This window comes from Rhizobium skierniewicense, assembly GCF_014196515.1.
Classification (GTDB): Bacteria; Pseudomonadota; Alphaproteobacteria; order Rhizobiales; family Rhizobiaceae; genus Agrobacterium; species Agrobacterium skierniewicense.
The window spans coordinates 18,854-31,205 of sequence record NZ_JACIDV010000002.1; the positions used below are offsets into that span (position 1 = coordinate 18,854).

Genomic DNA, 12,352 nt, shown 5'->3' on the forward strand with positions numbered 1-12,352 from the left:
AAGTCTTGAATAAGGCTTCGACCAAAAATCCCGCGTCCCCACTCCTTGTCGGCGCCATCAAGCCAGAATGCGAGCCTTGGCGGCGTCGTATTCCTTGGCAAGGCGACCCACCAGTGCGGAAACGGGTTCGACCGCCTTCACCGCACCGACGCCCTGACCGGCACCCCAGATATCTTTCCATGCCTTGGCGCCGCTGGTTGCGGCTCCGAAATCCATTTTGGATGGGTCGGCAACCGGGAGGTTGTCCGGGTCCATGCCTGCGGCGACAATGGAGGCCTTCATATAGTTGCCGTGAATGCCGGTGAAATAGTTGGAATAGACGATATCGCTGGCCTGGGCATCAACGATGGCCTGTTTGTAGGCGTCGTTCGCCCTCGCTTCTGTCGTGGCAATGAAGGGGGAGCCGATATAGGCCATATCCGCGCCCATGGCCTGTGCTGCGAGGATTGCACCGCCATTGGCGATGGCACCTGCCAGAAGCAGGGGGCCGTCAAACCATTCACGGATTTCCTGCACCAAAGCAAAGGGTGAGAGCGTGCCCGCATGGCCGCCAGCGCCTGTAGCCACGGCAATCAGCCCATCGGCACCCTTGCGGATGGCGGAGTTGGCGTGGCGATTGTTGATGACATCGTGCAGCACGATGCCGCCATAGGAATGGATCGCCGCGTTCACCTCCGGAACCGCACCAAGTGAAGAGATGACGATCGGCACCCGGTATTTGACGCACAAACCGAGGTCGTGCTCGAGACGCTTGTTGGACGTGTGGACGATCTGGTTGACGGCAAAGGGGGCTGCCGGGCGATCAGGGTTCGCCGCATTATGGTTGGCGAGGTCCTCGGTCATCATCGCCAGCCATTCGTCCAGCTGGCTTTCGGGACGCGCGTTGAGCGCCGGAAATGCACCGACGACACCCGCCTTGCATTGCGCCAGCGTCAGTTCGGGATGCGAGATGATGAACAGTGGCGAGGCAATGACCGGCAGTCGAAGATTGTCCCTGAGTACGGACGGCAGCATGTTTCCTCCCATGAATGACGTTTACGCGCACGTAAGATGTAGCGAAGCCAGCAGGATATGAAAAGCGAAAAAGAGGAGGGCGGTGGTGGGAGCCTTGAGGCCGTTGACCCCGCGACCGTCATGCCTTTGCGATACCGGGTTTGCTGGAGTGAGATGTTCGCCCGACGGCCAAACCGGCCGCTCGGCGCACCCGCTCAGCACGTTTTCCCCATTCCATCCCCATATTTGACCAAGACGTCTCTTGCGGTTGGGCAAGCGAGAGGTTACCGAATCGTAAACATATGGCGCAATGCCGCAAAAGCCTTTCGGATGGCGAGAAAAGGACCGATAGTGAGCGGACTGGAAACGGCAATCAGAAATGCCCTGGAAAAATCGGACCGATCCAGTGCCGAAGTTCGGGCACGGATTTACCAGTCTTCGCGCCAGGCGCTGGAAGCTGGATTGCGCAAACAGGGGATAGACGACCCCGAGGTCGTGGCACAGCAACGCCAGCGCCTAGAGGTGCTTGTTCACACGATTGAGGCCGAAGAGCGAAATCGGCTGCTGAGCGTGGTGGAAGATCATGTCCGGCGTGAAGCATCTCGCACATCGGCACCCGTACAGCCCGTGTCGCGCGCCGCCCCGCAAGTTGCGCCGCCTTCACCACGCCCGGACGAAGACGATGTGCTGCCGGTTGACGCGCCAGTTCGCGCCGAAGCGCCAGTCGACGCGACGACAACAAGCCGCAGCGGCGATGATTTTCATGCCGAACGGGGAGTGATCGCACCGGACGCGCGGACTGCGCCTGCTGCTGATGCGGCATCCCTGTCGTTTACGCCGCAGCGCACCGCAAAAGCCCGCCGCAAGAAAGGTGTCGTCGCCCGGCTATTCATCTCTTTTACGCTTATCGCTTTTTTCGGTTTCGGCGCGTGGTGGATCTACAGTTCCGGCATATTGCTGAGCCCGTCGGAGCGCGACACCGCTGTCCCCAACCCGCCACCGGAAGTGCATTCGGAAGATTTTACCGGCACCGAGGCAGCACCCCAGCCTAGCCTTGAAGCAGGACGTGGCTTTTCCGATGCATGGGAAGAGGTCTTCAACGCAGAGAGGGGTAGCCAGGGACTTCAGGCAGGTTCGCTTGCGGCCCTTGAGCCGATTTCGACGGCGGCCGGCAAGGCCGTTCGTCTCACGTCGCGGGTTTCGGAGGACGATGGTAATATCGCCATCACGGTTCCGGCTGATGTTCTGCGTGAAATGGCAGGCAAGTCCTCGACCATCGCCATCACCCTGCAGTCTTCCAGCGACCGCCAGACCCAGCTGTCCATCAGCTGCGATTTTGGCAGCCTTGGGAATTGCGCCCGCCACCGCTTCACGGCAACCCCAGAACGTGCCGATATGTTGATCAATGTCACGTTTGACCGCACGCTCGCGCCAAGCAACCCTGGCACCATCATTATCAACAGCGATATCGACGGCAACGGACGCCCCGTCAATCTTTACTCGGCACGCATTCTGCCGGGGCAGTGACCGTTCAACAGGTCGGCCTTGATATTGCGTTCCCTTGGAAAAAGGGAACGCTTTGAAGAACTGACGTTAACGGGAACGCGAAGTCATCACACTCTCGACATGGTGATGCGTCAGAGCGGGTCCACAGTCCTACTTCAGAAAATCGGGCCCGGAACCGAGGATTTTGTGATCGATATCACCGATCACCGCCTTGTCTTTTCCCTCGTAATCCAGTGATTTCAGAATGTGTTTGATGAGATTGATGCGGGCGCGGCGTTTGTCATTGGCGCGAATGACGGTCCAGGGCGCTTCGTCATTGTGGGTTTTTTCCAGCATCAGATCGCGCATGGCCGTGTAGTCGTCCCACTTTGTCAGCGCGGCGATGTCCATATCCGAGAGTTTCCAGGCCTTCAAAGGGCTATGGCGGCGGTCGTGAAAACGGTCGAGTTGCGTTTCGCGACCGGTATCCAGCCAGAATTTGAAGAGATAGGTGCCTTCGTGGACTACCATCTTTTCGAGACGAGGGGCTTCTTTCAGGAAACGCTTGTGTTCGTCGGGTGTGCAGAAACCCATGATCGGCTCGACACCGGCCCGGTTATACCAGGAGCGGTCGAACATGACGAATTCGCCAGCTGTCGGGAAATGAGAGATGTAACGTTGGAAATACCATTGGCCGCGTTCGGTTTCGCTCGGTTTGGTAAGTGCGACGACGCGCGCGCTACGGGGATTGAGGTATTCCTTGATGACGGAGATAACGCCACCTTTTCCGGCAGCATCGCGTCCCTCGAAAACCGACATGACACGCGTACCGGTGGCCTGAAGCCACGATTGCACCTTCACGAGTTCGATCTGCAGCGCCTCAAGCGTCTCGTCATACTCCTCACGCTTCATCTTCTTGTCGTAGGGAAAGCCACCGGCTGACAGCTTATGGTCTTCCACCCAGTCCGGCAGAACCGGGTCATCGATGTTGAAGATGCGGGTTTTTCCGTTGATCTGAAGTTCAACCGAACGGTCCTTGGCGGTTTCGCTCATCATCGCTCCCTGGGTGCTGCTTTAAGAATTTGACGGTGCTCTCAAAAAACGAGCCCGCGTCCCGTATGGATATCAAACTGTTGAAAAAGACATAGTGATGAATCTCTGTCATGAAAGAGCGATAGAAGGTTTCGATGCGCGATTTGCGGCGAAAGGTGAAGGTAACCTGAGATGGTGGGGAATGAAGTCAGCACATCGACGCGATATCTGAACAGACTTCGCCGCGGCTGGTTGCCTATCCTGGTCGTTTCGGTGCTTGCTGTCGTTGCCTCTCTCGAACTTCTGTCTCCTTACGTTCCCGCCGTTTTGTGGGTCGCGGCCGTTCTGGCCATTCTTGGCCTCAATTCCGGACCGTCTTTCAAGGCTCAGGCGCGTGTGGAAGTGTCGACCTCAGCCGATGACGCGCAAACTGTCAGCGAAAGCCTGCTTGCCGGCGTAAGCTCGGGGCTTGCCGCACTCGATACGCCGGTCTTCATTCTGGATCGCAACGCCAGCGTTCTCTTCGAAAATGCCGCCGCTGAACGCGCCTTCGGTTTGCTGCCGGTCGGTTCGCACATTTCCGGTCGCATGCGCTCACCCGGTCTCCTCGACGTCATTCGTGAAGCCATCACGACAGGTGAGGCCAATCAGGTGGAACATTCCGAGCGGTTGCCGTCCGAACGCGTCTTCATCGTTCGCATCGCCAAGGTGGTCACGAAGGACAAGGCAGGCGCCCCGCTTTATGTCTTGTCGTTCCGGGACATTTCCGAGTTGCGCCGCATAGACCGCATGCGCAGCGATTTCGTTGCCAATGCCAGCCATGAATTGCGCACGCCCCTGGCATCGTTGCGCGGTTTTATCGAGACCATGCAGGGCCCGGCCCGCGACGATCCGAAGGCACGCGAGCGATTTTTGGGCATCATGCTGGATCAGGCCACCCGTATGAGCCGTCTGGTGGATGACCTGATGTCACTGTCTCGGCTGGAGTTGCGGGCCAATATCGCGCCGGACCAGAAGGTGGATCTTGTGCCGCTGCTGGGTCATGTGCGGGATTCTCTGTTGCCGCTGGCACAGGACCTCGATGTTTCCATCAACCTGCATATGCCGGATGGTAAGGTGGAGGTGACGGGGGACCGTGACGAGTTGGTGCAGGTGTTCCAGAACCTCGTCGAAAACGCCTGCAAATACGGACAAGACGGCAAGGTCGTGGACGTCGCGCTGCGTTCGGATGCCGGAAAGCCGGTCGAAGTCAGCGTGTTGGACAAAGGGCCGGGCATTCCAGCCGAGCATGTGCCGCGTCTGACCGAGCGATTTTATCGTGTCAGTGTGGCAGACAGCCGCTCAAAAAAAGGAACGGGTCTTGGGCTTGCCATCGTCAAACACATCCTCACCCGTCACCGAGCCCGGCTGATTATCCGCTCCGAGCTTGACGTGGGCACGGACTTCACGGTGCGTTTTTAACACAAGACTCGAATAGATCGTGATGTTATAAAAAATACGTAATAAAATCAAACTCTTGATATGTCACAAATACTTCATCGAAATGACATAAAAGGGTGTGGCAAGACTGGTTATGAAGAGGCCGCCGGGGCAGCCCAGACTGGGCAGAGGGTAAAAGATACTGCCGGCAGCGTCCACACATGCCCGCCACGGGCCCCATACGGGAGAGTTACATGAACATCGTTAAATTGTCCGCCGCAGCCTTGGTGGCTTCGGTTGCCTTTGCAGGTGCTGCTGCTGCGCGCGACCAGATCCAGGTTGCCGGTTCGTCCACCGTTCTGCCTTATGCAAAGATCGTTGCTGAGACGTTTGCTGAAACCTTTCCTGACTTCAAGGCTCCTGTTGTGGAGTCCGGCGGCACGGGCGGCGGTCTGAAGGCGTTCTGCTCGGGCGTTGGTGAAGGCACGATCGATATCGCCAATGCTTCGCGTCCTATCAAGGCTGACGAACTTGCGGCCTGTAAGGCAGCCGGCGTTGCTGACGTTCAGGAAGTCAAGATCGGTTACGACGGCATCGTGTTCGCAATGGACAAGTCCAACAAGGACATCAAGCTCGTGCCGAAGGACCTCTACCTCGGTCTCGCCGCTGAAATCGTCAAGGACGGCAAGCTTGTTGCCAACCCTTACAAGAAGTGGACGGAAATCAACAAGGACCTGCCGGATGTTGCGATTGCCGCTTACATCCCTGGCTCCAAGCACGGCACGCGCGAAGTCTTCGAAGAGAAGATCATGGCTGACGGCTGCAAGGAAGCTGGCGCAACCGAGGCTCTCAAGACCCTCGTGACCGATGCCAAGCAGGCTGCCGCCAAGTGCATTGCCGTTCGTAAAGACGGCGCTGCTGTCGATATCGACGGTGACTACACCGAAACGCTTGCCCGCATCGATGCCAACAAGGGTGGCCTCGGCGTGTTTGGTCTCGCATTCTACGAAAACAATAAGGACAAGCTGAAGGTTGCGACCGTCAGCGACGTTGTTCCATCGACCGAAACCGTTGCGAGCGGCAAGTATCCCGTGTCGCGCCCCCTGTTCTTCTACGTCAAGAAGGCACATGTCGGCGTCATTCCAGGCGTGAAGGAATATGTCGATTTCTTCCTGTCCGACGAAATGATCGGCCCTGACTCTCCGCTGGCAAACTACGGCTTGGTGTCTGCTCCAGATGCAGAGCGCAAGGAAATCCGTGCGAAGTTCGAAGCTGGTACCACGATGTAACAAAGCGGGATGCGCGGCGGGGCGTCGCGCATCCATCCTTCTGTGGATTGTCGTCTAACGTTGATCGAAACGCTTAAATCCGTTGATCGCTTTGTGTATCAAGCCGGACTGCGTTGGTTTTGTCCGAACAGATGACATCTTCGGTCAAAAGGCCAGAATTTTTATCGCCTTTGAAAGTGCCCGATACCGCATCGCGCCATGTGGCGTGTCGAGGAAAGTTTCATGAACACACCTATCATTTTGTTGATACTGGCGTTGATCGGCATCACCAGTTACGTGCTTGGCACGCGCCGCGCTGTCGCGCTGGCAGGTGGTCGTCCATCATCCATGCATTCTCGCGCCGGTTACCATGGCTCTTACGCACTGGTCTGGGCCATCCTGCCGTCGGCCTTCATTCTGGCTGTTTGGCTCATCGTCAGCCCGATGGTCATCACGGCTGCGGTTCGCGCCGAGTTTCCTGAAGATATTCGCGCGCAGTCGGAGGCGCAACAGAGCCTGAACTACGGCATGGTCGGCTCCATTGCCCGTGGTCTTCAGCGCCTCACACCGGAAGAGCACGAGGCCGTCAAAGCCGGTGCGCCTGTCCGTCCTCTGCTTGCCGCCAAGGGTGTCGCGATTGCCGGTGACCCAGAGCCTTATATGGTGGAAGCAGCCCAGACGCTGAACACGATGACGACGTCCAGCCGCATCGGCATGATCGTCGTTGTGCTGGGTGTCGCGTTGATCGGCGCCCTCTATGCGATCCGCGCCATTGCGCCGCGGTTTCGGGCCAGAAACAAAGTTGAGCGCGTCATTCTCGGTGCGCTTTTGCTGGCGTCGTCGCTTGCTATTTTGACGACCATCGGCATCGTCATGTCGATGCTGACGGAAGCCATTCAGTTTTTCAACATGGTGCCAGCCCACGAGTTCTTCTTCGGCACCGTTTGGGATCCGCGGTTTGCAGCCGCAGGCGCAACGGAATCGGTCGGTCAGTTCGGTCTCATTCCGCTTCTTGCCGGTACACTCTACATCGGTTTCGTCGCCATGCTGGTCGCGGTTCCGGTGGGACTGTTCTCGGCCATCTACATGGCAGAATATGCCTCTCGGCGTGTCCGTTCCATCGCAAAGCCGCTGCTGGAAGTTTTGGCCGGTATTCCGACCATCGTCTACGGCTTCTTCGCGCTGACTACCGTTGGCCCTTTCCTGCGAGACATCTCCTCGCAGATCAATGGTCTGACGACCGGCGATTACACCTCATTCATCCAGGCGCAGAGCGTTCTGACGGCTGGCTTCGTGATGGGCATCATGCTCATTCCCTACGTGTCCTCGCTGTCGGACGACATCATTACAGCGGTGCCACGCACGCTTCGTGATGGGTCGCTTGGTCTGGGGGCCACGCGCTCCGAGACCATCAAGCGCGTTCTCCTGCCTGCTGCCCTGCCAGGCATCGTCGGGGCCATTCTGATGACGGCATCGCGCGCCATCGGTGAAACGATGATCGTGGTTCTGGCGGCAGGTGTTGCCGCACGCTTGCAGATCAGCCCGTTTGAACCGATGACGACGGTGACGGTAAAGATCGTCAGCCAGTTGACGGGCGACCTTGAGTTTACCTCGCCGCAGACGCTGGTTGCCTTTGCGCTCGGCATCACGCTGTTCGCCATCACGCTATGCCTTAATATCTACGCGCTCTTCATTGTGCGCAAATACCGGGAGCAGTACGAATGATCGACGTTGTTTCTTCGGCGGCTGGTGTGCCAGTCGCGCCAAAGACGGCCCGTCGCGATATCGGCATCAAGCGCCGTTACGCAGCCGAGCGTCGCTTCCGCACCTACGGCGTTGCCGCGATCTCCTTCGGGCTGCTGTTCCTTTTCCTCCTGATCTGGTCGGTTGTGGGCAAAGGCTACACGGCGTTTCAACAGACGACGATCACGGTTCCGGTGGAGTTTTCCGAACAGATCATCGATCCCGACAATCAACGTGCCACAAATCCGAACAAGCTTGTGACGGCGAACTACCCGGTTCTGGCGCGCAACGCGGTGGCCAGGGCGCTGGGCGTGTCGCTGGACGACCGCACCGCCTTGCGCACCATCGGGACCATGGTGTCCGATAGTGTTCGCACCCAGCTGCGCGACATCGTGACAACGGATCCAAGCGTGATTGGTACGACGCGCAATGTCGCGCTTCTGGCGTCCGGCGATATCGACTCGGCCTTCAAGGGCCAGTTTGACATGACCGGCGAAGAGGCAAACCGCCGCGTCTCCGACCAGCAGGTCAAGTGGATGGATCAGCTCGTCGCAAGCGGCCAGCTTGCCAAGCAGTTCAACACCGGCATTTTCGTGAATGGCGCATCGAGCCGTCCGGAGGCCGCCGGTGTGGGCGTTGCGCTCATCGGTTCCTTCTACATGATGATGATCGTTCTCGTGCTGTCCCTGCCGATAGGCGTGGCAGCCTCGATCTATCTGGAGGAGTTCGCGCCCAAGAACCGCATTACCGATCTGATCGAGGTGAACATCAACAACCTCGCAGCCGTGCCATCGATTGTCTACGGTCTGCTCGGCCTGTCGGTCTTCATCAACTTCATGGGCTTCCCGCGCTCGGCATCTCTGGTCGGCGGCTTCGTGCTGACACTGATGACCTTGCCGACGATCATCATTGCGACCCGTGCGGCGCTCAAGGCCGTTCCGCCATCGATCCGCGCTGCGGCTTTGGGGCTGGGCGCCTCGAAGATGCAGACGATCTTCCACCATGTTCTTCCGCTGGCCATGCCGGGAATTCTGACCGGCACCATCATCGGCCTGGCCCATGCTCTGGGGGAAACCGCTCCCCTGCTGTTGATCGGCATGGTCGCCTTCGTCGCAAACTACCCGACAACGCCGATGGACCCATCCACGGCCTTGCCGGTCCAGATCTATATGTGGGCAAACGAGGCAGAGCGCGCCTTTGTCGAACGGACATCCGGCGCTATCATCATCCTGCTGATTTTCCTCGTTGTCATGAATGTTGGCGCAATTCTCTTGCGGCGTCGCTTCGAGCGGCGCTGGTAAAAGGAGCTTAGAACGATGAATATGTTGTCGGAAGCAGCAATGGAAAAGGCGCTGGACAAGAAAATGAATGACGTTTCTCATAAGATGATTGGCAAGGACGTATCCGTCTACTACAGCGACAAAAGGGCGCTGTACGATGTGAACCTCAACGTCCGCGAAAACACCGTGACCGCGCTCATCGGTCCATCGGGCTGTGGCAAATCCACATTCCTGCGAACGCTGAACCGCATGAACGACACGATCGACGGTTGCCGCGTCACGGGTAAGATCACGCTCGATGGCGAAGATATCTACGACAGCAACATCGATGTGGTTGAACTGCGCGCCCGTGTCGGCATGGTGTTTCAGAAGCCGAACCCGTTTCCGAAGTCGATCTACGAGAACATCGCCTACGGCCCGCGCATTCACGGTCTTGCCCGCAACAAAGCGGATATGGACCAGATCGTCGAGGCCAGCCTTCAAAAGGCAGGTCTGTGGAACGAAGCCAAGGATCGCCTGCTGGAATCCGGGACGGGCCTTTCGGGTGGTCAGCAACAGCGTCTGTGCATCGCCCGCGCGATTGCCGTCAGCCCTGAAGTCATTTTGATGGACGAACCCTGCTCGGCGCTCGACCCTATCGCAACGGCCAAGGTCGAGGAACTGATCCACGAACTTCGCTCGAACTACACCATCGTCATCGTGACCCACTCCATGCAACAGGCAGCCCGCGTTTCACAGCGCACTGCGATGTTCCATCTGGGTCATCTCGTGGAAGAAAACGACACCGACAAGATGTTCACCAACCCGGATGACCAGCGCACGCAGGATTACATCATGGGTCGCTTCGGCTGATCCTGTCGTTGATTGCAACCCATCGCGTTGAACCGCTTGAGCCTGACAGGGCTTGCGGCCAGCCGCATCGAAACTGGAGAATTCGACCATGCCGACAAACTCGCACATCATGTCCGCGTACGACGAGGAACTGAAGTTCCTCAGCCGCCGTATCGCTGAAATGGGTGGTCTTGCGGAGCAGATGTGCAGCGATGCGGTGCGCGCGCTCGTCAACTCCGATGCCGCTTTGGCCCAGAAGGTCATTTCAGATGATACGATCCTCGACAATGCCGAGCGCGAAATCGGAGACAAGGCGATCGTGACCATCGCCAAGCGTCAGCCGATGGCTGCCGACCTTCGCGAAATCATCGGCTCGCTGCGCATCGCCGCTGATCTGGAGCGTGTGGGCGACCTTGGCAAGAACACGGCCAAGCGGGTCATCGCGGTTGCCGGAACCGGTGTACCCCGCAAGCTCGCCCGTGGTCTCGAACACTTGTCAGAGCTGGCTTTGGTCCAGTTGAAAGACGTTCTGGATGTCTATTCCACCCGTTCGGCGGAAAAGGCGCAGACCATCCGCGAGCGTGATGAGGAAATTGATGCCATGTACACCTCGCTGTTTCGCGAGCTGTTGACCTACATGATGGAAGACCCGCGCAACATCACCACCTGCACACACCTTCTGTTCTGCGCCAAGAATATCGAGCGTGTGGGCGATCATGCGACGAACATCGCGGAAACCATCTACTACATGGCCACCGGCAGCCAGCCGGCAGGCGAGCGTCCCAAGGACGACAGTTCCAATACGCTCGGTGCGATCACCGAGTGAATGTCCTACAAGACTGGCGGAGTCACTAGTCATGGTGCCGAAAATAGCTGTTGTCGAAGATGAAGAGGCGTTGAGCGTTCTTCTTCGCTACAATCTCGAATCCGAAGGTTACGACGTGGACACGATCCCGCGTGGTGATGAGGCGGAAATCCGCTTGCAGGAACGTACGCCGGATCTGCTCATTCTCGACTGGATGCTGCCAGGTGTCTCCGGCATCGAGCTGTGCCGTCGCTTGCGGATGCGCCCGGAAACGGAACGCCTGCCAATCATCATGCTGACGGCCCGTGGCGAGGAAAGCGAACGCGTGCGTGGATTGGCCACAGGTGCCGACGACTATGTGGTCAAGCCGTTCTCCACACCGGAACTGATGGCGCGCGTCAAGGCGATGCTGCGCCGCGCCCGCCCGGAGGTCCTGTCATCCGTTTTGAAATGTGGTGATATCGAACTGGACCGCGAAACCCACCGCGTCCATCGCAAGGCCCGCGAAGTGCGCCTGGGACCAACCGAATTCCGCTTGCTGGAGTTCCTGATGGTATCGCCCGGCCGCGTTTTTTCCCGCTCGCAACTTCTTGACGGCGTGTGGGGGCACGACATCTACGTGGATGAACGCACGGTGGACGTCCATGTAGGCCGTCTGCGCAAGGCGCTCAACTTCTCCAGCATGCAGGACGTCATCCGCACCGTTCGCGGCGCTGGATATTCGATGGAGGCCTAACGTCTACGGCGAAGTCAGATGCGACGTAACGCATTGAGGAGCACGCGCCACCGTGAGCGGCGCATATCAGCGGCGTGCTTTTCATGTCTGAAGTCGCTTGGTTCTTGTAGGCTCATCACGACACGGTGGGAGCCTAGCGACGCCCCGATCAAGATATGATATGTTGAATAGATCGGCACCTGGGCTGATAAACAGCCAGAATACCAGACTGTTTCAGAGCTCAATATCCTCAACGAAAACAAACGTTCTCATATCGTGACTGATATGACGACAAGGGTTGATTGAAATTATCTGAAAATTAAAGTTTGACTATCCGACCGGAAGGCTCTATCTATTGGTTGTCGATATTTTTTCTTGCTGAGCTTTGGTTGCCGCGCGATTAGCACCGCGTTTTGAACTAACCCTTTCTTCAAAAAAATCGCTATAATCGCACGCAGGGCGTCAGTTCTGCGATCTATCTCTTATGCTTTGAAAGGGTTCATTATGACCACAGGCACAGTAAAATGGTTTAACTCCACCAAGGGCTTCGGCTTCATTCAGCCTGACAACGGCGGCACAGACGCATTCGTACACATCTCCGCTGTAGAGCGTGCAGGTATGCGCGAAATCGTTGAAGGCCAGAAGCTGAGCTACGACCTTGAGCGCGACAACAAGTCGGGCAAAATGTCTGCTTGCAACCTTCAGGCTGCTTAAATAACGGGATCTGCTTTCCCTTGACCACGGATGTACTGGCACTGTTGAAAGCATGAGACCAACCGAG

The 12,352-nt window shown here is 57.7% G+C and carries 11 protein-coding genes; 9 read left to right on the forward strand and 2 right to left on the reverse strand.

Going from position 1 to position 12,352, the window contains the following annotated elements; all coding sequences use genetic code 11:
- Positions 1 to 57: 57 nt before the first annotated feature.
- The gene (locus GGQ73_RS02765; RefSeq protein ID WP_174152007.1) at positions 58 to 1,014 is read right to left on the reverse strand and encodes an NAD(P)H-dependent flavin oxidoreductase; all 957 of its coding nucleotides are present in this window, start codon (positions 1,012 to 1,014) and stop codon (positions 58 to 60) included.
- A gap of 330 nt (positions 1,015 to 1,344) precedes the next feature.
- Between GGQ73_RS02765 and GGQ73_RS02770 the strand changes: the two genes are divergently transcribed.
- On the forward strand, positions 1,345 to 2,520 hold the full coding sequence (locus tag GGQ73_RS02770; protein ID WP_183893818.1) for a hypothetical protein: 1,176 nt from the start codon (positions 1,345 to 1,347) through the stop codon (positions 2,518 to 2,520).
- A gap of 129 nt (positions 2,521 to 2,649) precedes the next feature.
- Here GGQ73_RS02770 and ppk2 read toward each other — a convergent pair whose 3' ends face one another.
- Entirely contained in the window at positions 2,650 to 3,531 is an 882-nt protein-coding gene (gene ppk2, locus GGQ73_RS02775) for a polyphosphate kinase 2 (protein WP_174152009.1), read from the reverse strand.
- A gap of 171 nt (positions 3,532 to 3,702) precedes the next feature.
- On the opposite strand from ppk2, the gene phoR reads away from it, so the two are divergent.
- From phoR to GGQ73_RS02815, 8 genes are all read left to right on the forward strand, one after another.
- Positions 3,703 to 4,971 (forward strand): phosphate regulon sensor histidine kinase PhoR, encoded by a 1,269-nt coding sequence (gene phoR / locus GGQ73_RS02780; RefSeq protein ID WP_183893820.1) that lies wholly within the window; start codon positions 3,703 to 3,705, stop codon positions 4,969 to 4,971.
- Positions 4,972 to 5,183: 212 nt separating this feature from the next.
- Complete coding sequence (locus GGQ73_RS02785; RefSeq protein WP_174152011.1) at positions 5,184 to 6,218, forward strand: substrate-binding domain-containing protein; 1,035 nt, start codon at positions 5,184 to 5,186, stop codon at positions 6,216 to 6,218.
- 222 nt (positions 6,219 to 6,440) lie between these two features.
- Entirely contained in the window at positions 6,441 to 7,922 is a 1,482-nt protein-coding gene (gene pstC / locus GGQ73_RS02790) for a phosphate ABC transporter permease subunit PstC (protein ID WP_174152012.1), read from the forward strand.
- A complete protein-coding gene (gene pstA / locus GGQ73_RS02795) occupies positions 7,919 to 9,241 on the forward strand; it encodes a phosphate ABC transporter permease PstA (protein WP_183893822.1) in 1,323 nt (440 codons plus the stop codon). The genes pstC and pstA overlap by 4 nt, the downstream gene beginning before the upstream one ends.
- A 15-nt stretch (positions 9,242 to 9,256) precedes the next feature.
- Complete coding sequence (gene pstB / locus GGQ73_RS02800) at positions 9,257 to 10,072, forward strand: phosphate ABC transporter ATP-binding protein PstB (RefSeq protein ID WP_045229898.1); 816 nt, start codon at positions 9,257 to 9,259, stop codon at positions 10,070 to 10,072.
- 88 nt (positions 10,073 to 10,160) lie between these two features.
- Positions 10,161 to 10,877 carry a phosphate signaling complex protein PhoU gene (phoU, locus tag GGQ73_RS02805; RefSeq protein WP_174152014.1) on the forward strand — a complete coding sequence of 239 codons (717 nt, stop codon included), beginning with the start codon at positions 10,161 to 10,163 and terminating at the stop codon, positions 10,875 to 10,877.
- Positions 10,878 to 10,908: 31 nt separating this feature from the next.
- Positions 10,909 to 11,592, forward strand: a complete 684-nt coding sequence (phoB, locus tag GGQ73_RS02810) for a phosphate regulon transcriptional regulator PhoB (protein ID WP_174152016.1) — start codon at positions 10,909 to 10,911, stop codon at positions 11,590 to 11,592.
- Between the two features lie 483 nt (positions 11,593 to 12,075).
- The gene (locus GGQ73_RS02815) at positions 12,076 to 12,285 is read left to right on the forward strand and encodes a cold-shock protein (RefSeq protein WP_045229895.1); all 210 of its coding nucleotides are present in this window, start codon (positions 12,076 to 12,078) and stop codon (positions 12,283 to 12,285) included.
- Positions 12,286 to 12,352: the final 67 nt, after the last annotated feature.

Bases quoted from the DNA above. Each gene is read 5' to 3' on its own strand.
- ppk2 (WP_174152009.1), bottom strand. From the start codon at position 3,531: ATGAGCGAAACCGCCAAGGACCGTTCGGTTGAACTTCAGATCAACGGA.
- pstB (WP_045229898.1), top strand. From the start codon at position 9,257: ATGAATATGTTGTCGGAAGCAGCAATGGAAAAGGCGCTGGACAAGAAA.
- phoB (WP_174152016.1), top strand. From the start codon at position 10,909: ATGGTGCCGAAAATAGCTGTTGTCGAAGATGAAGAGGCGTTGAGCGTT.
- GGQ73_RS02765 (WP_174152007.1), bottom strand. From the start codon at position 1,014: ATGCTGCCGTCCGTACTCAGGGACAATCTTCGACTGCCGGTCATTGCC.
- GGQ73_RS02785 (WP_174152011.1), top strand. From the start codon at position 5,184: ATGAACATCGTTAAATTGTCCGCCGCAGCCTTGGTGGCTTCGGTTGCC.
- pstC (WP_174152012.1), top strand. From the start codon at position 6,441: ATGAACACACCTATCATTTTGTTGATACTGGCGTTGATCGGCATCACC.
- phoU (WP_174152014.1), top strand. From the start codon at position 10,161: ATGCCGACAAACTCGCACATCATGTCCGCGTACGACGAGGAACTGAAG.
- pstA (WP_183893822.1), top strand. From the start codon at position 7,919: ATGATCGACGTTGTTTCTTCGGCGGCTGGTGTGCCAGTCGCGCCAAAG.
- GGQ73_RS02815 (WP_045229895.1), top strand. From the start codon at position 12,076: ATGACCACAGGCACAGTAAAATGGTTTAACTCCACCAAGGGCTTCGGC.
- phoR (WP_183893820.1), top strand. From the start codon at position 3,703: ATGGTGGGGAATGAAGTCAGCACATCGACGCGATATCTGAACAGACTT.